We start from the raw sequence: 22,926 nt of genomic DNA, 5'->3' as shown, positions 1-22,926 counted from the left end.
TAATTTCTATATGAAAAAGTATATAATTTTTCAGCTATACTCTGTCAGAGATGTAATTTATAATAAAATTAATTATATAAAAGTATCAAAGTTGTTGGAGAGTTACAAATTTGAGTATAGGAAGGATATTGTATGAAGTTCTTATTAAAGGCAATTAACCGGTTCAATGACATGAAAATCAGAAAAAAGCTCATGTTGATATATATAATTGTCGTTTTGATACCAATTTTAGTGGTTGGTTTTTATCTGACCGAAGGTATGAGAAGCATGGTTATTGAAAAATCCATAGATGAAGCCTGTACAAATAATGACAGAATTCAGTATCGGCTCAATGAGATAATAAAAATAGCAAACGATGTATCTGATAGAATGTATTTTGATGAAAAGCTCAATAAAATTGTAACTACCCAATACACCAGTGCTGCTGATGTGGTAAAGGTTTACAACGAATATCCGATCTTTGATGAATTTCTCAGATACTATAAGGAAATAGCCAGTATCCGTTTTTATGTTGAAAATCATACAATGCTGGATAATTCACAGTTCACCAAGGTTACTGAGGGCACCAGGAAGTCCTATTGGTACACCAGGGCTCTTGCCAATGATGGACGTATCGAGTGGATGTATAAGACTGATGAAATAACAGGAACAGACTATCTAAGCCTTATACGCCTTGTAAAAGATATCAACAGAAACAGAATTGGTGTATTGGTTATAAATATAAATGAGGACAGGCTGAGAGCCCTTATAAAAGATGAACCCTTCGAATCCATAATTGCTATCAACGAGGGAAAGGTGGTAATGAGTCAGAATAATAAATTGAGGGGAACTTCCATTGACTTTCTCAGTTTGGAAGAATTAAAAAGCCGTAAAGAACACTATATTGTAGAAAAGAATTATAACGGAGAAGAATCAAGTATCATCATGAATTCCTTTTCGCCGGAAAAGGCTTCAGCCAACTGTTTTCAAATAGTTATGATAATGCCCATTGCAAATGTTACAAGTAAAACCACTCAAATAAGCATAAGAGGTATAAGTATAATGTTAGTTAATCTGGTGCTGTCCATTATACTGATTACCATATTTTCCAAGTGGTTCAGTGAGAGGATAATACTATTGAGAAAAGAAATGCATAAGGTAGTAACCGGAGAATTTAATATTGAAGAGAGTATTGAGGGCAAGGATGAAATAGGAGAACTTTACGAAGATCTTAATAAAATGATGCAGAGTATTAAGCAGCTGATCCATGAAGTTTACGAGGAGAAGATACAAAAGGAACAATTGAAAAACAGGCAAAGGGAAGCCCAGTTTAAAATGCTGGCAAGTCAAATTAATCCTCATTTCTTATATAATACTTTGGAGACCATTAGAATGAAAGCCTTCGTAAAGGGCGATCATGAAACAGCAAAAATAGTTAAAATGCTGGGTAAGATTATGAGAAGAAATCTTGAAGTAGGAGATAAGCCAATATCTTTGGATTCTGAAGTAGAATTGGTAAAGAACTATCTCGAGATTCAAAGGATGAGATTTGGAGAGAAAATCAATTATACTATTAATGTAGACTGTGATATATCAAACTACTTTATTCTACCCCTGCTTCTCCAGCCCATTGTAGAGAATGCTTTTGTTCATGGCCTTGAGAACAAACAGGGCAGTGGAAATATAGACTTAAATATCAGGGCTGAAAAAGATAATTTTATAATCACAGTAAAGGATGATGGCTTAGGAATTAGTGCTGAAAAATTGGAATACCTGAATAAGTGTCTGGAAGACTTTACTATTGGCGGTAAAAAAAGCATAGGTATAAGTAATGTAAATCAGAGAATAAAGCTCTATTATGGTGAGGAGTATGGAATAAAGATTCGCAGCAGAATAAATGAAGGCACAGAAGTTATTCTGATATTGCCAAAAAGTAAGGAGGTTCAAGGGTATGCTCAAAGTATTGATAGTTGATGATGAACCCTTTGTAAGGGAAGGATTAAAGATGATTATTCCTTGGGAAGAATATGGTTTTTCTATTTGTGGCGAAGGCATTGACGGAAAGGATGGACTTGATAAAATACTGAGCTTAAATCCGGATTTGGTCTTAATGGATATTAAAATGCCCGGCATGTATGGTATTGAGGTGGTTAAGGCTGCCAGGGCAAATGGACATTTAGGTAAATACATCATGCTGACAGGCTACTCAGATTTTGAATATGCCAGAACATCTATAATTTTAGGGGTCAGCGATTATATTTTAAAACCAATAGATGAAGATGAGTTAATTGTCGCCATAAAAAAAGTCAGATCCGTTATAGAGAATGAGAATGACATAAAAAGACATATTAGAAACAGTGAACAGATTTTGAGGCAGGAAGTACTTAAGGATATCATAACTGGAGAGGAAAAGGACGGTGTTGACGATACCAGATTAAAGGATTCCAATATTGATATGAACTTTAACTGCTTTCAAGTTGCCATAATCCAGTACTCAGAGATAAAAACTGAGGCCTCCAACAAGGAACTTTTTGAAACGGTAAGAGAGTTATTAGAAACAGAAGAAAATGTGGAACTTACCTTTTTTGAAAACAAAGCCATGCTGCTGCTAAAGGGGACTGATACCACAAAGTCACTCCTAATTTTGGAAAAGCTGCATAAGAGGCTCTCAGGAAGGCTTAAGAAAAATATAATCATAACCTTGGGAAGAACAGTTGAGAATAAAGAAGACATAGTGAATTCCTATAAGGATGCTAAAGAATTAATAGGAACTATGTTCTTCTTCAGTAGCACAAGAATATTAGCCTGGGATCAGATGAAAGATGAAGTTGGGATTGACTCCGCAGAAGAACCCACAGGAGAACTATGGAAGTATGTTGAAGAAATATACACTTATCTTGAGATAAATGATTCTGACAGAATAGCAGAGGTCTTTAAAAAGTTGGAACTTTATCTAAAACGTTCAAAGTTCTCTCCTGAAAAAGTAAAGGGTTTATATATAGATATATTCGTGGAGCTAAAGGAAAGGGTTTTGGCTAACTACACCCAACTAGCCGGTTCAATGGCCAGCAATGAGGAAGTAATAAGCATAATCTATGAGAAAGAGAACTTTCAGGAGCTTATGGATTACATTGAGGAGTTGGTTTCAAGCATCTCCGGAAAAATCTGCAATACTTCTTCAGATAATGTGGTAAGGCGTGTTATAAACTATATGGAGAAGAATTACAATAAGCCACTAAGACTGGAAGCCCTGGCTGAGCTTTTTAATTATAACAGTGCCTACCTGGGAAAGATCTTTAAGAGCTACACCGGTGAGAATTTTAATTCCTACCTTGACCGCATAAGAATAGATAATGCTAAAGAACTTTTAACTCAAAAGGACTTAAAAATATATGAGGTATCGGAAAGGGTAGGATTTAAGAATAAGGACTATTTCTTTAGTAAGTTTAAGAAGTATGTGGGAGTGAGTCCCAAGGAGTACAAAAGGCAGAGTGATTAAGAATTGACAATGGACAATTGTCCATTGTCAATTAAACTTATTTCGTCTTTTCCTTAAAGTATGAGTCACCGATAGAAATTATATATTAAAAAGATAATTTCTATCGTTTCTTCCACAGCCTTTTAAGCCTTTCAGAGATCTTAGCCTCTATGCCATTTTGTGTAGGTCTATAGTAGATCTTATTTTTATGTGAGTCCGGAAGATATTGCTGTTCTACGAAGCCGCCATAGGCATGGGGATAGAGATAGCCAATTCCGTGGCCAAGCTTTGCCGCACCTTTATAATGGGCATCCATAAGGTGAGGTGGAATTCCTGAGTCCCTATGTTTTTTTACGTCCTCCATTGCTTCATCGATTGCAGATATTGTGGCATTGGATTTGGGAGCACAGGCTACATAGATAGCAGCCTGAGCAAGATTGATTCTGCATTCCGGCATACCAATCATATGGGCGGCGGTCATGGCGCTTGTGGCTACTACCAGGGCCATGGGGTCTGCGTTGCCCACATCTTCCGAAGCATGAACTACTATTCTTCTGGCAATGAAAATAGGATCCTCGCCGGCATCAAGCATCTTTGCCAGGTAATATACTGCCGCATCCGGGTCACTGCCTCTCATGGATTTGATAAAGGCGCTGATGGTATCGTAATGGTTATCTCCATTCTTATCATACAGTGTCATTTTTCTTTGTATACATTCCTTGGCGTCCTCTACGGTTATTATAATCTTATCCGTTACCTTCTTAGAAGTTTTCACAGCCATATCCAAGGCATTCAATGCCTTTCTTATATCTCCGTTGCTGTGAAAGGCAAAGTAATCAAAAACTTCTTCTTCTATTTCTATTGTTAGATCGCCCAAGCCCTTTGGACTTTTTAATGCATTCTTAAGGGCTTTTTTTACATCCTGATCTGTCAAGGGTTTTAGCTGGAAGATCATAGAACGTGAAAGTAAAGCGTTGTTAACCTCAAAATAAGGGTTTTCGGTAGTTGCACCAATCAAAATGATTATACCTTTTTCTACAGAAGGAAGCAGGGAATCCTGTTGTGACTTACTGAACCTGTGGACCTCGTCCAGAAAAAGTATAGTCTTTCTTCCATAGAGTTTTAAATCCATTTCAGCTTCACTTACGATTTTTTTTACATCAGCTGTGCCTGCAGTGACAGCACTCAATTCTATGAAATTGGCTTTAGTTTGGTTGGCAATGATCCTTGCCAAGGTGGTTTTGCCCACACCAGGAGGACCATAAAAGATGGCAGAAGAGATATTGTCAGTCATAATTGCTCGGTAAAGCATCTTATCTTTGCCAAGTAAATGTTCCTGACCAATGTATTCCTCAAGAGTTTCCGGTCGTACCCTCTCGGCCAGAGGCTTTAAATTTATATTATTCTTTTTATTGGCTAAATCAAATAGATCCATTCTATCACATCCCGCTTTTTCTAATAGTCATTATTTATAGCTCTATATAAATAGTAGCAAATAATATGGTAAAATACTACTGCAGCATGTTAGAATCATATTTGAAGAAGAAAGATGGAGGAACTATTATGACTTTAAATAGCAAGACTTTCAATAAGAAGAACTATTATTTAGCTTTGGCAGTAGTTTTTATAGGCTTCTTAGTTTTTGGCTTTTCGGAAAACATAAAGGGACCTGCTATTCCAAAGATGCAGGGCGATTTTAGCCTTGATGAAATGCAGCTTGGGTTGTTGTTGGCACTTAACTCATTGGGATATCTCCTGGCCTGCAGTTTTACGGGAGTATTAACAAAAAAGCTTGGAATAAGAATTTCTGCCCTTCTAGCCTTTGGCACTATGTTTGTTGGAGGAATATTTATATTCCTGTCTGTAAACTATCCAACCTTATCAGCAGCTTATTTTTTATTGTATATAGGTAACGGTATGCTGGAAATTGCCCTAGGCATAATTGCAGCCCGTGTCTTTACTAAAAATACCGGTTGGATGATGAATTTATCTCATGGCTTTTATGGTTTGGCATCTACCGTGGCACCTATTATTGCCACAGCGCTTATGAAAATTAATGTGGGAGGCAAAGCAGTAGGCTGGAGGGGAATGTACTTAATAATGCTTTCTACGGTACTCATACCTTTTGCTATTACCATTTTTACTAAGTTTCCGGGAGATGAAATAAAGGAAGAGGAGAAAATTCCCTTAAAGAATTTTGTTAAAGATCCTGTAGCTTGGATCTTAGCAGTTATTCTATCCTTTGGGGTTGTTTCTGAGCTAGCTGTAGGCGGTTGGCTGGTTAATTTTCTTCAACAGGCCTATCAGTGGGGTGTAACTACTGCATCTTCCTTGTTATCGGGTTTCTTTTTCACTTTTATGCTGGCCAGGCTTTTCCTAGGTCCCCTAACGGACAAAATCGGTTTTACAAAGTCCCTCATAATTTTTTCCGGGATTTCAGGTATACTTACTATATTAGGAGTACTTATCGGAGAGAGGGGGGCCTTTTTATTTGCCTTGGCCGGAGGTGGAATTGCACCAATCTATCCGACGGTTATGGCACTGCTGGCCAAGCGATATCCAAAGGATACGGACACGGCTATAAGCTTTACTGTAACCCTTATGGGGATTGGAAGTGTCATTGGAAACTTCCTTGTGGGAGCTATTATTGACTTATTTCAGAATAGTTTTACAGGTGTTTACGGTGCTTCTAAGGGCACTTTGATCGGACTGCAGGCGGGGTATAGCTTTATCGGAATATGTGCCTTGCTGTGTTCACTGACAGCATTAATCCTGTATATATTCTTAAAGAAGCGAAATGAAATTATATAAAAGCAATTCAAGAGGGGTTGCTCCATAATATGCTTATTGTGTGGCAAGCCCATTTTTGTTTTATGTTGTTTTCAGATTCCTCTAATTTTTACATGAAATAATATATATTTTTTGAAGTAGGTCTCTACAAGATTTTAAATTATTCTTGTTATTGGAGGGACTAATTTTAACTTTTTAATAGAAAATAATGAGGTGGATAAATATGAAATTGTGGTATTCAAAACCAGCAGCTCCTGATAACTGGAATGAGGCGCTGCCCATAGGTAACGGTACTCTTGGTGGAATGATATATGGCGGTATCAACAGGGAACACATACAGCTCAACGAGGACAGTGTATACTATGGCAAGCCGGTAGACCGAATTAACGAGGATGCCTTAAAATATCTTCCTGTGATCAGGCAATATCTCTTCGAGGGCAAGCTTAAAGAAGCTGAAGATCTGGCTATTATGGCTCTTTCCGGTACTCCTGAGGGTGCCAGACAATATCAGACCCTAGGCGAAATGTATATAGATTTTTATAAACAGGAGGGAGAGGCCAAGAACTATAGGAGAGAGCTTGATATAAGCAAGGCTATAAGTTCTGTTACCTATAGCATCGAGGATACCTTCTATAAAAGGGAGATATTCTCCAGTGCAGTACATGGGGTAATGGTGGTCAGGATTACAGCTGATAAACCAGGCACTGTATCCTTTAAGGTCCATTTGGACAGATGGAGGTCCTTTGATGAGCTCAAGGGTGCCGGCGAAGACAGTGTAATAATGAGGGGAAACTGTGGTGAAGGAGGAGTAAAATTCATCACTTTGGCCAAGGTTCAAAGTGTAGGAGGAAAGGCCCATAGAATAGGAAATGTACTCATTGTAGAAGACGCTGATGCTGCAATCATATACCTTACAGCACGAACTTCATTTTATGAGGATAATCCTGAGCAATGGTGTAAAAATACTATTGAAGCTGCAGTTAAGGTACCCTATGAAGAACTCAAGAGTAAGCATATAGAAGAATATAAAAGTTATTTTCACAGAGTCAGTATAGATTTTAAAAGCTCAGACACTGCAGAGAATCTGGAGTTGCTGCCTACAGATGAAAGATTAAACAGAATTAAGGAAGGAAAAGAGGATTTTGGTCTCTTAAACCTATATTTCCAATTCGGAAGATATCTTCTGATATCAAGCAGCAGGCCAGGGACTCAACCGGCTAATCTACAGGGTATATGGAATAAGGATATGTTCCCAGCCTGGGACAGTAAATACACCATAAATATTAACACAGAGATGAACTATTGGCCGGCAGAAGTTTGTAACTTATCTGAATGTCATCTCCCGCTCTTTGACTTGATTGAAAGGATGAGGCCTTCAGGTAGAAGGACAGCAAGAAAAATGTATGACTGCAGGGGCTTTGTATGTCACCATAATACAGATTTATGGGGAGATACAGCACCACAAGACCTATGGATGCCTGCCACACAATGGCCCATGGGGGCTGCCTGGCTGTGTCTTCATCTTTGGGAACACTATGAATTCACCTTAGATAAGCAATTCCTGCTGAAGGCCTATGAAACCATGAAAGAAGCTGCAGAGTTTTTTGTAGATTTCCTCATAGAAGATAGCAAAGGAAATCTGGTAACCTGTCCATCAGTATCTCCGGAAAATACGTACCTGCTTCCCAATGGACAGAGCGGAAACCTATGTATAGCTCCTTCTATGGATAGCCAGATAATATATGCCCTGTTTAGGGCCTGTATAAAAGCTTCACAAATACTGGCACTGGATAGGGAGTTTAAAAATAAACTTGAAGGCATGATCACTAAGCTGCCTGAGATACAAATAGGAAAGCATGGTCAAATACAGGAATGGGCAGAGGACTATGATGAAGTGGAACCGGGACACAGACATATATCACAGCTCTTTGCTCTCCATCCTTCAAATCAGATTACTGTAAGAAGGACTCCGGAACTGGCGGAAGCAGCAAGAAGGACTTTGAAAAGAAGGCTTTCCTATGGTGGAGGCCATACCGGTTGGAGCAGGGCTTGGATAATTAACATGTGGGCTCGTTTGGAAGACGGGGAAAAGGCTTACGAGAATGTGCTGGAGTTACTGAGGAAATCAACCCTTAACAACTTATTGGACAATCACCCCCCCTTCCAAATTGACGGTAATTTTGGAGGTACTGCAGGAATTGCAGAGATGCTCCTGCAAAGTCATGACGGGGAATTAGCTCTCCTGCCGGCAATTCCTAGGGCGTGGAACAGTGGCAGTGTCAGCGGACTTTGCGCACGAGGAGGCTTTACAGTAAGTATAGAATGGAACAATAACAGATTAAGTAAAGCAGTTATTGTATCTAAAGAGAGAACTGTGTGCAAAATAAGGACTGATATACCTGTGAAGGTATATAGCAAAGGTAATGTGTTGGATGCAGCATGGGATGAAAACTCAGGAACTATTTCATTCAGTACAGATAAGCAGGGGGAGTATACTGTTGAACCTATACAAGGCTAGATTCACATCTAGAATAATGGGTCACTAAAATAGAGGGAGAAAAATATAGTCCTGATAATGATGCCATATATACTGTAGGTACCAATGGAGTAAGTACTGGTACCTGGATACCCAGCGGTACTTTTCAGCTCCAGCATGCAGTTCTAAAAGAATTAGGCTATCCACAAATAAAGAACTTAAAGGATTTTGAAAATGCTATTAGAACCTATAAGCAGAAGTATCCAAAGATAGATGGACAGGATACCATAGGACTATCCTTAATGGCCAGTGACTGGAGATGGTATATAACTCTTGCAAATCCTGCAGGCTTTGCATTAGGAATACCGGATGACGGCCAGTGGGCAATAGACGATGAGAAACAGGAAGCAAAATATAAGTTTACCGTTGAAGGAATGAAGGATTACTATAAGTGGTTAAATAAATTGAATGCAGAAGGCTTACTGGATCCCGAATCCTTTACTCACAAATATGATGTCTATATTGCAAAGCTGTCCTCAGGCAGAGTTTTAGGATTAGCGGATGCTGCCTGGGATTATCAAGACGCGGTAAAGTCATTGGTTGCTGCAAATAAAGCAGAGAGAACCTGGGCACCACTGCCGGTAGTGGTTGATGAAACAAAGCACTGCTGGCAGGTAGAAGCAGGAGAATTTGAGATCCTAATAGGCAGCTCCAGCGAGGATATAAGGCAAAGGGCGATTTTTACTGTAGATAAAGATTTAAATTATAAATAACTTAAAATAAAATAATAAAATAACTTTTGAGGTGAAAAGATGAATTTATTTGATTTACCAATTGAAGAACTTAGGGAATATAAACCAGAACTGACAAAAGAAAAGGATTTTGATGACTTTTGGGAGGGCATTTTAGCTGAATCTGATAAGTATCCACTCAATGATGAAGTTAAGCCGGCAGCTTATCCCATAGATACAATAAAAGTATATGATATTTACTTTGATGGCTTTAGAAATTCAAGGATTCACGGAAGGCTAGTACTGCCAAAGGGAGCCAGTGCAGAAAATAAGGTTCCGGTGGTGGTATATTATCATGGCTACAATTGGAACAACCTTGTTATAAGCCATGCCTTCAAGTTTACTGTTATGGGCTATGGATGCCTCATGATGGATGTAAGAGGTCAGGATGTAGAAAGTCCCGATCACAATCATTATGGCAATGGTGGGGCTTGCGGCTGGATGACCAAGGGTATTTTAGACCACAATAACTACTACTATTTATATGCTTTTATGGACTCTGTAAGGGCAATTGAGTTTATAAAAACCAGAGAAGAGATAGATGTAAATAAGATTGCGGTAGAGGGTGGAAGCCAAGGAGGTGGCCTATCTCTAGCAGTAGGTGCCCTTTCAAAGGATGTGAAGGTGGTTATGGCAGATATACCATACCTATGTCACTTTAGACGTTCTGTAAGGTTATCTACGGAGGGGCCTTACAATGAAATATATCATTATTTCAAAATTCATGACAGCTTACATAGGACAGAAGATCAGGTGTATAGGACCTTAAGTTATTTTGATGGCATGAATTTGGCCACAAGAATTAAGGCTAAGACCCTGATAAGTGTGGGGCTGGAGGACACAGTTTGCCCACCATCTACCTGCTTTGCTGCATACAATCATATTAATGCAGAAAAGGAAATCAGAGTTTATCCTGAATATGCTCACGGAGGATTTACAGCCCATGAAGAAGAAAAAATTGCTTTTATAAAAAAGATATTTGGCTAGTAAAAAAAGAGTGGTTCACACTTTTCTTAAGGTGCTGAACTGCTCTTTTTTATATTGTACTTATTTATTTAAAAGTTCCACATATTGCTTCATCTCTTCCAAAGTCATAAGGCCGATTTTTCCGGCTCTTACGTAACCTTCTTCATCTATAAAGTAGGAAGTTGGAATCGAACGGATTTGATAATCAATTGCTACAGTTTCAGCGGAATCTAATAGAATCCTGAAGTTGTAGTTGTTTTTATCTGCAAATGCAGTAACTGTGTCTTTATCTTCACCTAAATTAACTGCCAGGATTACAAGATCAGAGTCCTTTGTCTCTTGGTACAGCTTCTCAATGTCCGGCATCTCTTTTCTACAAGGAGGACACCAAGTGGCCCAAAAGTTTAAATATACCTTTTTACCCTTAAGGTCGCTAAGAGTAACTTTGTTGCCCTGAGTATCTGTAAGAGTAAAATCCGGAGCCTTTACTTTTACTTCTTCTTCTTTAGTATCTTCATTACTAGCCACTTTTGAGTTCACATCATCATTAACTGAATCTTTATTTTCTTCAGTGCTTAAATTATTCGGTAAAAGGTTATTGTTGGAGACTATGTAGTAGGCACTGCCGAACAGGATAAATACCAACACTGCAAAAGGAATTATTTTTTTCATTTAAATCTCTCCTTAAAAGTTTATAAAATTGAAATATTGAGCTAATATGCTTAGCTTATTTGTAAATATTAATACGCCCATAATTATCATTAGAATACCACTGATAATTGATACTGAGGGAAGGTACTTTCTGTACTTAGTCATTAGATTAGTAAATTGGTCTATGGCATAGGCCGTCAGCAGAAAAGGTGTTGCCAAGCCTAGCGAATATACCACCAAAAGCAGGATACCCTTATAAATTGTACTCAGATTTGAAGCATACAGCAGTATGGAACCTAAAATTGGTCCCACACATGGAGTCCAGCCGCCGGCAAAGGCCATTCCAATTAGGATTGAACTGTAACTTTTGCGGTCAGAATTAAACTTAAGAAATCTGAATTCTCGATAGAAGAACTTTATTTTTAATAGTCCGGTAGTATGAATGCCAAAAATGATAATCAAAGTACCGCTTATCATTCTAAAGCTGTTTTGATGCTTAAGAAATAGCCTGCCGAAGGAAGTTGCTGAAGCTCCCATTATGATGAAAATCATGGAAAAACCAATAACAAAGCCTAAAGCCTTGTATACTGCATAGAGTTTTGTTTTTTGAGCATTTACAACCTTTGCAGAAGTTCCGGTGAGATAGCTTATGTAAGCAGGCACTAAGGGCAGCACACAGGGTGAAAGAAATGATAATAAACCTGCAGCAAAGGCAAGTATAATTGAAACATTATTCATTGAAACATCCTCCTATGATATGTAAACACATTTATACTATTATAATACAATAATATGTGCAAATAATGAAGTTTAATAATAATTATTATCAGTTGCTATTAGAAATATATTGAGTATTTTCTAGGACAATGTCCAAAAATAGTTTTAAATTATCTAAAATTAGTTGTTGTCTTAATAAAACCAATAGTTTAGAATTTGATTTAAATAAAGGTGAGGTGATAAAATGTTCGGAAATATTAAGTCTTATAATAAAGCAGATAATAAAGTATTCATCCAATATGAAAATATCATGGCAACGGTAGAAGTTATTAATCCGTACATAATTAACTTTTTTGTACCGCTGCATAGAGAACAGCGTGTATCAAAAGCCGTAGAAAACTTGGAAGTTGAACCATGCAGCTTTGATGCTAAAGAGGAGAAGAACTCTATATTAATTACTACAGAAAGGCTTCAGGTTAGGATTTTTGATGAGTTTAAGGTTGATATATATGATGAGATGGGCAGGGTAATCTGTGAGGATTATAGGGGAGATAGAAAGCCGGCCCCAAGAAGAACCGGAGACTTTAAATTAGCGGAAGAAGAAGGGCATAAGACAGCTCAGGAACAAGGAGCAGAGGTAACCATTGTAAAGAAGATGGAAGAGGATATGTTCTTCTATGGCTTTGGAGAAAAGACAGGTCATCTAAATAAAAAAGGCTACCATTACAAGATGTGGAATACGGATGATCCAAGTCCTCATGTGGAATCATATGAAGCACTTTATAAATCGATTCCCTTTTTCATAGCTATGAAGGATAAAAAGGCCTTTGGTATTTTCTTTGATAATACCTTTGAAACCCATTTTGATATGGGAAAAGAAAATCAGAATTATTACTACTTCTCATCAGTGGATGGAAACTTGGACTATTACTTTATCTATGGACCAAGTGTAAAAGAAGTAGTGGGAGGCTATACAAAGCTTACCGGAAGAGCTCCCCTGCCTCAGCTTTGGGCCTTGGGATATCACCAGTCCAGATGGTCCTATAGTCCTGAGGAAAGTGTGTGGGAGCTTGCAGATAATTTCAGAAAAAGAGATATTCCCTGTGACGTTATACACTTTGACATAGATTACATGGATGGCTACAGAGTATTTACCTGGGATAAAAACAGGTTCCCAAATCCCAAAGATTTCTTGGCAAAATTAAAGGAAAAAGGCTTTAAGGCTGTTACTATAATTGACCCAGGTGTTAAAAAGGATAAGGGTTATAAAATATATGATGAGGGTCTTGAAAAGGGCTATTATGCCACAGATAAAGATGGAGTAACCTATGTAAACAGAGTGTGGCCTGGAGATTCCGTTTATCCGGACTTCGCCAATGAGAAGGTAAGAAATTGGTGGGCGGATAATCAAAAGATAATGATGGATTACGGTGTTTCCGGCATATGGAATGACATGAACGAGCCCGCCAGCTTCAATGGACCGCTGCCTATGGATGTAATGTTCAATAATGATGGTATCGAGGCGCAGCATAAGGAAATACACAATGTCTATGGACACTATATGTCAAAGGCCACCTATGAGGGTATAAAGAAGTATACCGGCAAAAGACCCTTTGTTATAACAAGAGCCTGCTATGCTGGAACACAAAAGTATTCCACCGTATGGACCGGAGATAATCAGAGCCTTTGGGAGCATCTTAGAATGTCATTGCCCATGCTTATGAACTTAGGCTTAAGCGGTATGGCCTTCTGCGGTACTGATGTAGGTGGCTTTGGACACGATTGTACACCGGAGCTCTTAAGCAGATGGGTGCAGGTAGGAGCCTTTACTCCACTGTTTAGAAATCACTCCGCAATGAACACAAGAGATCAGGAGCCTTGGGCCTTTGATGAAAAGACAGAAGAAATCAATAGGAAGTATATAAAGCTTAGATATAAGCTGTTACCGTATATATATGATATAATGTGGCAGGTGGAGAACACCGGACTTCCTGTAATCAGGCCACTGCTGCTGAACTATCAAGAAGATGGTAACACCTATGAAATAAACGATGAATTCCTGTGCGGAGATAATATATTGGTGGCGCCGATAGTTGAGCAGGGAAGAAAGGTTAGAACGGTGTATCTGCCTGAAGGAGACAACTGGGTAGATTATTGGACTAAGGAAGAGTTCCAAGGGGGGCAGCATATAATTAAGGAAGCTCCGCTGGATGTTTGTCCTATATATATTAAGGCTGGTTCAGTTATACCGAACTACCCACCTCAAAATTATGTTGGAGAAATAGAGGTTAAAGAACTAACATTGGATATTTATCCACCGGTTAAGGGAGAAAGTTCCTCCTATCTGCACTATCAAGATGATGGAGAGAGCTTTGAATATAGGGATGGAAAGTATAATTTATTTGAATTCCTACTAGAAAACAATAATGAGCTTAGCATCTCAGTATCTACTAAAAATGATGGTTTTAACAAGAAATATGAAGGCTTAAAACTGCATATCAACAATGTAGAACCATCAGAGATAGTGGTTGATGGGGTTAAGGTTGATTTTGATAAGAGTGAAGGCGGTATTGATTTTGTAGTATCTCTAAAGGGAGAACACAATATAAAAATAAAATAGCACTGACTATAAGAGGGAGAAGGTAACTCCCTCTTTTTGCTTTATCTTAATATAAATTTTGGTTATCATATAGAATATACCAATCTAAATCTTAAAATAAGGAGCAAAACATATGATCAAGCTTACAGAGCATTTAGCTCAAAATATTGTGGATAAGATGATGGAGGTAATCCCCTATAACGTAAATATTATGAATGCTGATGGCATCATAATTGGCAGCGGGGATAAAAGCAGAATAGGACAGCTTCATCAAGGGGCTGTAAAGGCAATCAGAGAAGAGAAACTCATAGCTGTTCATAAGATTGCAGGAGGGGCAAAGCCAGGTGTCAATGTTCCTATATATTTTAACAATGAAATTATGGGGGTTATAGGCATAAGCGGCGATCCCAGTACTGTGGAGGCTTTTGCATCGATTGTAAAAGTTACTGCGGAGCTGCTCATAAACCAAGAATATGCCTTCAATGAGAGAAGGACAAGAGAAAGAGTAAAGGAAGAGTTTTTATATCAATGGGCCTATAGCAAGGATTACGATGAGAACTTCTTACATATGGCTGAAGCCTTACACATAGACTTAAATATAAATAGAACTGCTGTAGTCATAAATAACGGTGAAAAAAACATAGTTGATAAACTCAAGAAGTATTTATACCCAGAAGAATACGTAGTGAGGATAAATCTCGGAAGGGTTCTAATCTTTATGAAAGCTGATAATAAGCTTAACAAAAGGATCATAACTCTTTGTGAAAGCCTGTATAACATAACTAAAGTGGGAGTGGGCAGCAAGCAGGAGATTATGTCCAAGTCTGTTCAACAGGCCATAAAGGCTATTGGCATTACAGAAAAGCTGGGAATGAAGAAGAAGATATGTAATTATAGTGAATTGGCCTTTATTGACTCCATAGTAAAGACTATAAAAAAAGATAGCTTTTATAGTCTGGTGGAAAAGATTAATGAAGAATCAAAGGGCTTAGATTTAATTGATACACTAATTACATATATTATGTTAAATGGAGAGGTAAACAGCACGGCGGCTGAACTGCATATTCATAGAAACAGCTTAAACTATAGGTTAAAAAAGATTCAGGAAATTACCGGAAAAGACCCGAGAAATTTTGTAGAATTGATGGAACTTTTTATAGCATGTATATTGTATAAATTAAAGTAATTGTGCATCTGCACAAAAATATGTGGCAAAACATTAAACCTGCAACCGGTGAAAATGTTTACTAAACCTATTATAATAAATTCATAAATTAATTTTACTTACTAAAAGATAAAAAGAGGGGGAAAAGGAATATGCAGGTTACAGCATTAGGAGCAATTGTGGGACTTGTATTAGCAATCTATCTAATTATTAAAAAGGTTCATCCGGCTTATGGGTTGATACTTGGTGGAATAGTCGGTGGTATAGTAGGTGGCGCAGGCGTTACTGGTACAGTTACATTAATGATGGATGGCGCCAAAGGAATAATTCCAGCAGTACTAAGAATACTTACAGCCGGTGTCCTTGCGGGAGTACTTATTGAAACAGGAGCAGCAGCAAAAATTGCGGAAACTATTGTAGATAAGCTTGGAGAATCCAATGCATTGATTGCTCTTTCTCTAGCTACATTGGTATTGACAACAGTAGGAGTATTTATAGATGTAGCAGTTATAACCGTTGCGCCAATTGCAATTGCAATAGCAAAAAGAGCTAATTTCACAAAAACAGGTATACTTATAGCAATGATTGGTGGAGGTAAGGCCGGTAATATGATGTCACCAAATCCAAATGCCATAGCTGCCTCTGATGCCTTTAAGCTTCCATTAACTTCAATTATGGCAGCAGGAATTGTACCGGCCATAGTTGGTCTTATAGTTACTATAATTGTATCCAGGAAGCTGGCTAAAAAAGGTTCTGCAGTAGAACAAAACGAGATTTCATCAACTTTTGAAGAAAAACCGGGATTTTTGCCAGCAATAGTTGGACCATTGGTAGCAATCATAATATTATCCTTAAGACCATTATTCCACATTAGTATAGATCCAATGGTAGCACTTCCTGTAGGTGGTGTAATCGGTGCTTTAGCTATGGGTAAGATAAAAAATATTAATAAGTATGCAACGGTAGGACTCGCAAAAATGAGCGGAGTAGCTATACTGTTACTTGGAACCGGAACAATTTCAGGAATAATTGCAAACTCAGCCTTGAAAGATGTAATAATAAATTCACTTAACACTATAGGACTTCCTGCTTTTGCTTTAGCACCTATAGCAGGTATATTAATGTCCGGAGCAACAGCATCTACAACCTCCGGTACAGCAGTAGGAAGCCAGGTATTTGGGCCTACATTGTTAGAGCTTGGTGTACAACCATTATCAGCTGGGGCTATGATTCATACCGGAGCAACAGTAATGGATCATCTTCCACACGGAAGCTTCTTCCATGCTACCGGCGGCAGCGTATTTATGGATATGAAGGAAAGATTGAAGCTTATACCTTATGAATCCTTGATCGGATTATCTATGACTATAGTTTCAACTATAATATTTGGTTTATTAAGATAAGAAAAATCATTTCATGCAGTTATAAAAGGGGGAACAAATTATGAAATTTGTTTTAGCGCCGGATTCTTTCAAAGAGAGTATGACAGCTAAAGAAGCAGCTGATGCTATGGAAAGAGGAATAAAAAAAATAATGCCCCATGCTGAATTTGTACAAGTGCCAATGGCTGATGGTGGCGAGGGGACGGTTCAGTCCTTGGTAGATGCTACAGAGGGCGAGTTAATAGAAACTGAAGTTACAGGTCCCTTAGGAAAAAGGACAAAAGCTGTCTTTGGAATTCTGGGGGATAAGATTACAGCGGTAATAGAAATGGCCAGTGCCAGTGGAATTCATCTTGTAAAAAAGGAAGACAGAAATCCGCTTTATACAACAACTTACGGTACAGGAGAACTTATAAAAGCTGCTTTAGATAAGGGCGTTAAAAGAATTTTTATCGGAATCGGTGGAAGTGCAACCAATGATGGAGGATCAGGAATGCTTCAGGCACTAGGTGGCAAGCTACTGGATAAAAATGGACAAGAACTTTCTTTTGGGGGTGGGGCCTTAGGAAAGCTTCATAGGATAGATTTAACCAATCTGGATTCAAGACTTAAAGAGGTTATCATAGAAGTAGCCTGTGATGTCACAAATCCATTGACAGGAATAACAGGAGCTTCACATGTATTTGGCCCACAAAAGGGAGCAACACCTGAAATTGTAGAAATATTAGACAGAAATTTAGTTCATTATGCAGACATCATAAGGCAGCAGCTTGATAAGGATGTTGAGAATATTCCAGGTGCCGGAGCTGCCGGCGGACTTGGAGGAGGCCTTATGGCATTCTTAAATGCAGAGCTTAAAAGAGGTGTTGATCTTGTAATAAAGTACACCGCACTGGAAGAAAAGCTACAAGGTGCAAGCTATGTGTTTACCGGAGAAGGAAGTATAGACGCCCAAACGGTATTTGGGAAAACTCCTTTTGGCGTGGCTAAGACAGCAAAGAAATTTGGAATTCCGGTTATAGCCTTTGCAGGAAGGATAGGCGATGGCGTGGAAGTACTCTATGAAAATGGCATAGACTCCATAATCGGCATAGTGCCCGGTGCGGTATCACTGGAAGAGGCACTGCAAAAGGGAGAGATAAATCTAGAAAGAGCAGCAGAGAATATTGCAAGAATATTAAAAAAAGCCCATTAAAAGATAAAAAAGATGCCATATGAACCTAGTAGGTCCTTAGGGGCATCTTTTATTTTTGAGAAAAAGAAAAGTAACTGTCTAGAAAATCAGCTCTCCTGCTTTATAGCCCGCAGGCAATTCTTCCTCGCTTAAAAATTTGAAGTTTTCATCCCTTAGTATTGGCAGAAATACTTCATAGGGAATTCTGGGAAATTCACAGGCATAGTTACTGGCTCCGAACCACTTACCCTCTTTGTTGCTCAAATTTAAACCTCTTGCAAACTTTGTGTGGTTTGAACAATCATGAACAGCTAAATCCCAATTTTCTTCTACGGCTATTTTCATGAACTTTAGGGATAATTCTCTGCTCCAAATAGGAGATATGTAGCCATGTCTTGAAATGTACATGTTTTCGCCATAGTAATTATGTATGTTATTCTCATTTAGGTGTAATTCTGCACAATTGATAAAGTCCAGCTTTGTATCTAGGATAGCTTGTTTTTTCTTAAAGAATGCCTCGAAAAACTCCGGAGTCATTGGGGTTTCAATACCCACTTTTTTTATGTATTTTTTAGCTATTACAATATTTTTGATGACCTTGTCAGAACAATTGGAGGCACCCAGGTTGAAACGTAGTTCGTCAAGACCCGCTTCACCTAGAGCTTTTAAGCTCTCTTCTGTGGCTAAAGTACCATTTGTATATAGATGCTGATGGATTCCTGCAGCACTAAACTTTTTTATAACCGGATAGTATTTTTCAATTTCCATGAAGGGCTCTAAGTAAACGTAGGAAACTCCGGTGGGTTTTTGCTGTATGGAAAGGAGTAAATCAATATCCTTCTCATAGAACTTGGTACCACCAATTTCCCATATACCTTCCCCAATGGGAGGTTGACTATCTAACTCTCCATAATTGTAGCAGAACTTACACTCTATATTGCATTTGTTTGTTTTTCTTATGGCACTCAAACCGGTACCAAAGAGACAAGAAGTGCAGCCCTTTGGAAATTTGCTTTCATTTCCTACAAAATAGGTTCTATTCTTTAAGGTCTTTAAACCATTAATTTCTGACATTAATCTATCATTTCTGTGATCTATGGCTGCCTCTATCTGGGCAAAGGTAGAGTAAATAATTTCTAGCTGCTTTGGCATTGGCTCCTCATCCTCCGGTAACATTGCAAAAAATTCAAACCATGCCAAGGCATCCTTCTTTGAGATTTTCATAAGTTGACCTCCTTGTAAAAAGACATGAAATAACTCATTTAATTATATAGCAAATCTGTTATTTTGTATGCAGTAAAAGAGCCTGATTTTCAAGATTCTTCACCAAATTTACCTTAAAACCACCAATATAAAAGATAAATATAAAAAAAGAGGGGAATTCTCAGCTTAAAAGTGTTAGGTGAAGTCTATATTGATAACAACTGAACCTGCAATATGATATAATTATATAAGATTACTTAGTTAACAAGTTCTGAAGGAGTAAAGATATGGATAGAAAGTTACATGTACATTTTATGGGGATAGGCGGAAGCGGCATGGCACCTATTGCAGTAATTGCAAAAAAGTCAGGCTTTCAGGTGTCAGGATGTGATTATAGTGAGTCCAGTTATTACAGTGATGCCTTAAAAGAGAGCGGCATTGATATAAAAATAGGCCACAGCTCAGACCATTTAGAGGGGGTAGACATACTGGCAGTTACTCCTGCGGTTTTTGACATTAATCCAAACCATCCTGAAATTATAGAAGGAAGAAATAAGAACATATTGATGACCTGGCAGGAATTTATGGGCAAATATCTTCAAAAGGACAAGTTTGTAGTTGCTGTAGCAGGTACTCACGGTAAGTCAACCACTACTGTTTTGACAGGTTTAGCCCTAGAAGCAGGAGGATTGAATCCAATAGTGGAAGCCGGAACCATATACAGGCCTTGGGGAGGCGGTTTTAGAATATCTGAATCTAAGTACTTTGTATGCGAGGCAGATGAGTTTAACTGCAATTTTTTAAACTATTCTCCATCCTTGATAATTATCAATAACATTGAGATGGATCATCCGGAATTTTTCAAGGACTTCAATGATTTTAAGGGAGCCTTTAAGAAATTTATCAGTAACATGAAGCATCCGGGCACTCTTATAGTAAATGAAGAAAGCCAGGGAATCAGAGAAGTACTGGCAGAAATGAAGGACTGGCTTCAAGAGAATAGGGTAAAGGTCATAGGATATTACTTAAAGGATAAATTTGATTTTCCCTTCAACGCTGAATATAGGGCTGAAATCAACAGTTTTACTGAAGATGGCGCATATTTTGAAGTTTCTGGCCCCAACCTTAAGGAAAGCTTTAAGCTTGGTCTGCTGGGAGCCCACAATGTTTCAAACTCTCTAGGTGTACTTTGCGCCGCTATTGAATTGGGAGTAAGCTTAGAAAATCTAAAAGAGGTTTTTCAACAGTATAAGGGCATAGGAAGAAGAACTGAACTGGTGGGTGAAGTAAATAACATAAAGGTCTTCGATGACTATGGCCACCATCCTACTGCAATAGCAGCAGTTTTAGACACCTTTAAAACTACTTACCCTGACAAAAAAATATATGCGGTAGTTGAACCACATCAAATATCAAGACTAAAGTTATTTCCAAAGGAATTTATTGGTGCACTGAATAAGGCTGATGAAGCCATAGTAACCAAGACTTACGTTGGCAGAGAAATCAATAAAAATCTGGAGCCGGTGGATATGAATTCACTTATCAGTAAAGTTGATGACGGGAAGGCTGCTTATATTGAAGACTTCAGTGAAGTTGCGGACACAATAACACTAAAAGCCAAAGAAGGGGATATTATTATTGTATTTGGTGCAGGCAATTCTCATAAACTCACCAAGTTAATAGTTGAACGTTTAAAAAACAGATAGGGATTGAATCGGTAAAGTACAAGACAAACGCGGAGGGATATCCTTCCGCGTATTTTATATATAGGCTCTTTTTCGGAGAGCAGCCATACATTTTTTTATAGGCCCTTATAAAATTTGAATAATCCTCCATCTAAATTACTAGTGATTTAATCTAAAATTGCACTGATTCTCTCATCAAAACTTACTCCAACTTCCACTTTTAGATTTTCATCGTTAATACAGTATCTGTTAAGATAAACCAATAACTGAATAAATAATACATAGATTTCAATATTATCATATAAATTAAGAATATAATAATATAAAAGAAGTTTTGAGGGAGGTTTATGCTTATGAGAATTTGCGACTTACTACAGAAGGTTAAATATGAGGTGCTGCAGGGAAATGCTGAAACCGAGGTAAGCGGTATCTGTTGGGATTCAAGAAGAATGAAACCAGGTTCAGTATTCATATGTGTTAAGGGAAGGAATGTGGACAGACACATTTTTGCAAAGCAGGCTGTAGAGGATGGGGCATCGACCTTGGTAGTTGATCATAAGCTGTTTAAAATTCCTAAGGAGATCACAGTTATAAAGGTGGCCGATACAAGGATAGCATTATCAGAAGCAGCAGCAGTATTCTACGGAGACCCCTTTAAGAAGCTTAAGTCCATAGGAGTGACGGGTACCAACGGCAAAACTTCTGTTACATGGTTTATAGAAAAGATACTTCAGTCTGCAGGCAAAACTCCGGGTGTAATAGGAACCATAGAAAACCGCATTGGAGAACATATCCTTGAAACTGTAAAAGTGAATCCCACCACTCCGGATCCCTTGGAGCTGCATGCTTCTTTTGCTGAAATGGCCGAAAAGGGAGCTTCTCATGTAGTTATGGAAGTGACCTCCTCTGCCTTGGCACAAAATAGAGTACATGGCTGTGATTTCGATATAGGGATATTCACAAACCTGACCCAGGACCATCTTGAAGAACACGGCACCATGGAAAATTATAAGCAGGAAAAACTAAAACTGTTTAAGATGTGTAAACTGGGTATAGTAAATGTGGATGATCCCGCTTCTGAGGATTTTATAAGGGAAGCTAAATGTCCTGTAATCACTTACGGAATAAAGAGAGAGGCTGACTTTATGGCAGAAGATATCAAGTGTTCAATGAAAGGCAGTGAGTTCATTCTTAAACATCATGATCAAAGGCATAGTATCTACTTTAAGCTGCCTGGAAAGTTTAATGTGTATAACTTACTGGCTGCTATAAGTGCTTGTTATCAATGTGGACTTACCATAGAGGAAATATTAAGAGGAATCAATAGCATTGAGGCTGTAAAAGGCAGGTTTCAGTTTGTTCCAAACACCGGAAACTTTTCTGTCATTGTTGACTATGCCCATAGCCCGGATGGTCTGGAGAATGTGCTTAATACGGTAAGAGAATTGACCTCCAGGAGAGTTATTCTTGTCTTTGGCTGTGGAGGCAACCGGGATAAGGGGAAGAGACCAATAATGGGAAAGATAGGGGGAAGCCTTTCTGATTATTGCATTATTACCTCAGACAATCCGAGGAAGGAAGAACCTATGGCTATCATAGAAGATATTGAAAAAGGCATGATAGATACCGGTTGTAAATATGAAAAAATAATAGACAGAAGGAAGGCAATATTAAGGGCTTTAAGCCTTGCCGAAGCCGGGGACACAGTTGTAGTAGCAGGCAAGGGCCATGAGGACTATCAGATTATAGGTGATATGTATATGGACTTTGATGATGTTGAAGTGGTAAAGGAGTTTTTTGAGGAGAACATTGATAACTGACAGTATTATTACCAATAAAATCCATCACGGAAGACACGGAATTACGCGGA

16 protein-coding genes are annotated in these 22,926 nt (G+C 38.3%); 12 read left to right on the top strand and 4 right to left on the bottom strand.

The annotated features are described in order from the left end of the window. The first annotated feature begins 132 nt into the window (after positions 1–132). Both FHY60_RS14935 and FHY60_RS14930 read left to right on the top strand, forming a co-directional pair. On the top strand, positions 133–1,953 hold the full coding sequence (locus FHY60_RS14935; RefSeq protein WP_139905783.1) for a sensor histidine kinase: 1,821 nt from the start codon (positions 133–135) through the stop codon (positions 1,951–1,953). Continuing rightward, a complete protein-coding gene (locus FHY60_RS14930; RefSeq protein WP_139905782.1) occupies positions 1,931–3,478 on the top strand; it encodes a response regulator transcription factor in 1,548 nt (515 codons plus the stop codon). The genes FHY60_RS14935 and FHY60_RS14930 overlap by 23 nt, the downstream gene beginning before the upstream one ends. A 100-nt stretch (positions 3,479–3,578) precedes the next feature. Here FHY60_RS14930 and FHY60_RS14925 read toward each other — a convergent pair whose 3' ends face one another. Continuing rightward, on the bottom strand, positions 3,579–4,892 hold the full coding sequence (locus tag FHY60_RS14925) for a replication-associated recombination protein A (RefSeq protein ID WP_139905781.1): 1,314 nt from the start codon (positions 4,890–4,892) through the stop codon (positions 3,579–3,581). Between the two features lie 128 nt (positions 4,893–5,020). Between FHY60_RS14925 and FHY60_RS14920 the strand changes: the two genes are divergently transcribed. From FHY60_RS14920 to FHY60_RS14905, 4 genes are all read left to right on the top strand, one after another. Beyond that, a complete protein-coding gene (locus tag FHY60_RS14920; protein WP_139905780.1) occupies positions 5,021–6,268 on the top strand; it encodes an MFS transporter in 1,248 nt (415 codons plus the stop codon). A gap of 202 nt (positions 6,269–6,470) precedes the next feature. After that, positions 6,471–8,765, top strand: coding sequence for a glycoside hydrolase family 95 protein (locus FHY60_RS14915; protein WP_243122162.1), 2,295 nt, complete (start codon positions 6,471–6,473; stop codon positions 8,763–8,765). Between the two features lie 260 nt (positions 8,766–9,025). Beyond that, on the top strand, positions 9,026–9,496 hold the full coding sequence (locus FHY60_RS14910) for a hypothetical protein (RefSeq protein WP_139905778.1): 471 nt from the start codon (positions 9,026–9,028) through the stop codon (positions 9,494–9,496). 39 nt (positions 9,497–9,535) lie between these two features. Further along, entirely contained in the window at positions 9,536–10,501 is a 966-nt protein-coding gene (locus FHY60_RS14905; protein ID WP_139905777.1) for an acetylxylan esterase, read from the top strand. 60 nt (positions 10,502–10,561) lie between these two features. Here FHY60_RS14905 and FHY60_RS14900 read toward each other — a convergent pair whose 3' ends face one another. Then, complete coding sequence (locus FHY60_RS14900) at positions 10,562–11,152, bottom strand: TlpA disulfide reductase family protein (RefSeq protein WP_139905776.1); 591 nt, start codon at positions 11,150–11,152, stop codon at positions 10,562–10,564. A gap of 12 nt (positions 11,153–11,164) precedes the next feature. Further along, positions 11,165–11,869, bottom strand: a complete 705-nt coding sequence (locus FHY60_RS14895) for a cytochrome c biogenesis CcdA family protein (RefSeq protein ID WP_139905775.1) — start codon at positions 11,867–11,869, stop codon at positions 11,165–11,167. Positions 11,870–12,092: 223 nt separating this feature from the next. On the opposite strand from FHY60_RS14895, the gene FHY60_RS14890 reads away from it, so the two are divergent. The 4 genes from FHY60_RS14890 to FHY60_RS14875 all read left to right on the top strand — a co-directional run bounded on the left by FHY60_RS14890 (position 12,093) and on the right by FHY60_RS14875 (position 18,189). Continuing rightward, positions 12,093–14,468 (top strand): glycoside hydrolase family 31 protein, encoded by a 2,376-nt coding sequence (locus tag FHY60_RS14890; protein ID WP_139905774.1) that lies wholly within the window; start codon positions 12,093–12,095, stop codon positions 14,466–14,468. A gap of 112 nt (positions 14,469–14,580) precedes the next feature. Next, the gene (locus FHY60_RS14885) at positions 14,581–15,633 is read left to right on the top strand and encodes a CdaR family transcriptional regulator (protein ID WP_139905773.1); all 1,053 of its coding nucleotides are present in this window, start codon (positions 14,581–14,583) and stop codon (positions 15,631–15,633) included. A gap of 131 nt (positions 15,634–15,764) precedes the next feature. After that, on the top strand, positions 15,765–17,015 hold the full coding sequence (locus FHY60_RS14880; RefSeq protein ID WP_139905772.1) for a GntP family permease: 1,251 nt from the start codon (positions 15,765–15,767) through the stop codon (positions 17,013–17,015). Positions 17,016–17,055: 40 nt separating this feature from the next. Further along, positions 17,056–18,189 carry a glycerate kinase family protein gene (locus tag FHY60_RS14875; RefSeq protein ID WP_139905771.1) on the top strand — a complete coding sequence of 378 codons (1,134 nt, stop codon included), beginning with the start codon at positions 17,056–17,058 and terminating at the stop codon, positions 18,187–18,189. 78 nt (positions 18,190–18,267) lie between these two features. On the opposite strand, the gene FHY60_RS14870 is transcribed toward FHY60_RS14875, so the two are convergent. After that, positions 18,268–19,392 (bottom strand): radical SAM protein, encoded by a 1,125-nt coding sequence (locus FHY60_RS14870; protein ID WP_139905770.1) that lies wholly within the window; start codon positions 19,390–19,392, stop codon positions 18,268–18,270. 266 nt (positions 19,393–19,658) lie between these two features. Between FHY60_RS14870 and murC the strand changes: the two genes are divergently transcribed. Together murC and FHY60_RS14860 are read left to right on the top strand one after the other, a co-directional pair. Next, positions 19,659–21,077, top strand: a complete 1,419-nt coding sequence (gene murC, locus FHY60_RS14865) for a UDP-N-acetylmuramate--L-alanine ligase (protein ID WP_139905769.1) — start codon at positions 19,659–19,661, stop codon at positions 21,075–21,077. Between the two features lie 332 nt (positions 21,078–21,409). After that, the gene (locus FHY60_RS14860) at positions 21,410–22,876 is read left to right on the top strand and encodes a UDP-N-acetylmuramoyl-L-alanyl-D-glutamate--2,6-diaminopimelate ligase (protein ID WP_139905768.1); all 1,467 of its coding nucleotides are present in this window, start codon (positions 21,410–21,412) and stop codon (positions 22,874–22,876) included. Positions 22,877–22,926: the final 50 nt, after the last annotated feature.

This window comes from Clostridium thermarum, from assembly GCF_006351925.1.
In the GTDB taxonomy this organism is placed as follows: Bacteria; Bacillota; Clostridia; order Clostridiales; family Clostridiaceae; genus Clostridium_AU; species Clostridium_AU thermarum.
Note: the sequence above shows the minus strand (reverse complement) of the source record. Positions and strands in the feature narration are given on the sequence as shown.